This is a genomic window from Blautia sp. DFI.9.10 (assembly GCF_024461705.1).
In the GTDB taxonomy this organism is placed as follows: Bacteria; Bacillota; Clostridia; order Lachnospirales; family Lachnospiraceae; genus Blautia_A; species Blautia_A fusiformis.
Genome location: NZ_JANGAA010000046.1, coordinates 1 through 1,768, shown reverse-complemented (window position 1 = coordinate 1,768; position 1,768 = coordinate 1). Strand labels below are relative to the sequence as shown.

Sequence of the window (1,768 nt, the reverse complement as noted above, 5' to 3'; positions counted from 1 at the left end):
TAGGTAATTGCGAAACTCGCGGTGCTCGTTCGTAACCTTGAACCAAAACAAGGAAGAATTCGCGAAGAGCACGACTTGTGGAATGAAAAATGGATAATCGCACATGTTAGGCGCACTTTAATAAGCTATGGACTTTATGAAAGTGGTAAGTCCTAAGCTATGAGTGGTTTTATGCTTCGAATATATTCGTGGTGATTGATCTTATCTGCGAGAACAACAGTAATAAGTTGTGTGATCCCGGCAAGAATCAGATCAGCATGCAGAGTCCTCTCATTTTGGGTTCGGCGTCCTGCAAGACAGAGATTGTCTTTGATGTGGTTGATATCTCTTTCGACAACAGTCCTGATTTTATAGGTATCATCCCATTTTTCGGTGCCGCGGATCGTTCCGGGATAAGCACGAAGATCCTTTTCCGGGTAGATGTAGACCATCCGCCCACATTTAGAAGAAGTACAAGGGTTGTCACAGAAACAATGACGATGGGATTTTTGAGTTGATTTATCATAAATCCATTTCATTCTTGGACAGACAAATTTATATCTTGTTACTCCACTGTGAAGTTTGGAAGTGCCTTCGTACTTCATTTGTAAAGAAGGATCATGGGGACAACACGGAATACCATCTTCATTGATGGAATAATCCAGATTTTCAAGTCCGGATCTTGCATTCAGCGGAATATAAGCTTTCGAGAAATGTTTGTCATTACCAAAAGTGTCACCGGTAAGAAGGCTCTTATAGAGTTGTGCGGTATCGAAAGCAGCATCACCCAGGAAGGTTTTTGGATTAATCAAAGGATGCTTGGAAAAGAAGTCCTTAAGTGTGGGGATTAAAAGCTTTGAATCATGAACACATTTATCTTCGTCAGGGGAATCGGATTTCTTTTCGACAACGATATCAGGATGTGAAGCCATAAAGTTTTTGTTATAAAAAGATATGTGGCGGATGATGCCCAATCCGTTAGTGACAATGCCGAACTTGAAGACATAGCAAAAATGCCCATTGATATAGAGCTGCTTAATCTCAGGATTAGCAGAAGCATGAGAAGGCATGGAACCATAGGCAGCTTTATAAGGATCATAGGATTTATCAAAGCCCTGAGCTTTCGCGTATGCCTTAAGCTGTTTGATGATCCTGTTAGCATACTTGGGATTATTTTCGGTAACAAATGCTTCTATGCCGGAAGAATCAAAGATGGTCATATCCGCTTTTGCAGAGTCAATCGCCTGACAAATAGGCTCGGTAACATCAACAAGGTTATCGAAAACAAGCTGGAGGTCATCTAAAAAATCCTGTTTGAATCGGGTGATTTTGGAAGCGTCTGGGACTTTAGTAAAACCACAGAATTCCCGAAGTGATTTTGAGTAAGCGAGAAAAGTCAGGAGAAGCTGATCCGTAGGGATAGAGAAAATACGTTGAATAATCAAAGCCCACAGAAAAGCTTGCAAAGGGTATTTACGGGTTCTGCCCGTCGATGCATAGAAATGATTTCTAAAAGAAATCGGAATTAACTCATCAATATCGATATGGGTTTCTAATAGAGAAAGAAAAGCAGGTTTGTCATTTTCAAATTTTTCATGGCAATCTGAAAAAATATCTGCCAAAGAAAGCTGTTTATATGGTATCATAAGTATCAGAATAACTCCTTTCTTGGATGTAGGTTTATAGTTTTTAGTCAACTCTATTATACCATATCCGGTGAGGAGTTATTTGTTTATAGGTAACAAAAAATGCCGTATTTATGCGGCTTGTGGCGTTTCGCAAACGCCTA

1 protein-coding gene is annotated in these 1,768 nt (G+C 39.9%); it reads right to left on the bottom strand.

Annotated elements, in window-relative coordinates; translation table 11 throughout:
- Positions 1-152: 152 nt before the first annotated feature.
- Positions 153-1,625, bottom strand: coding sequence for an ISNCY family transposase (locus tag NE671_RS15635; protein ID WP_055200932.1), 1,473 nt, complete (start codon positions 1,623-1,625; stop codon positions 153-155).
- Between the last annotated feature and the right edge of the window lie 143 nt (positions 1,626-1,768).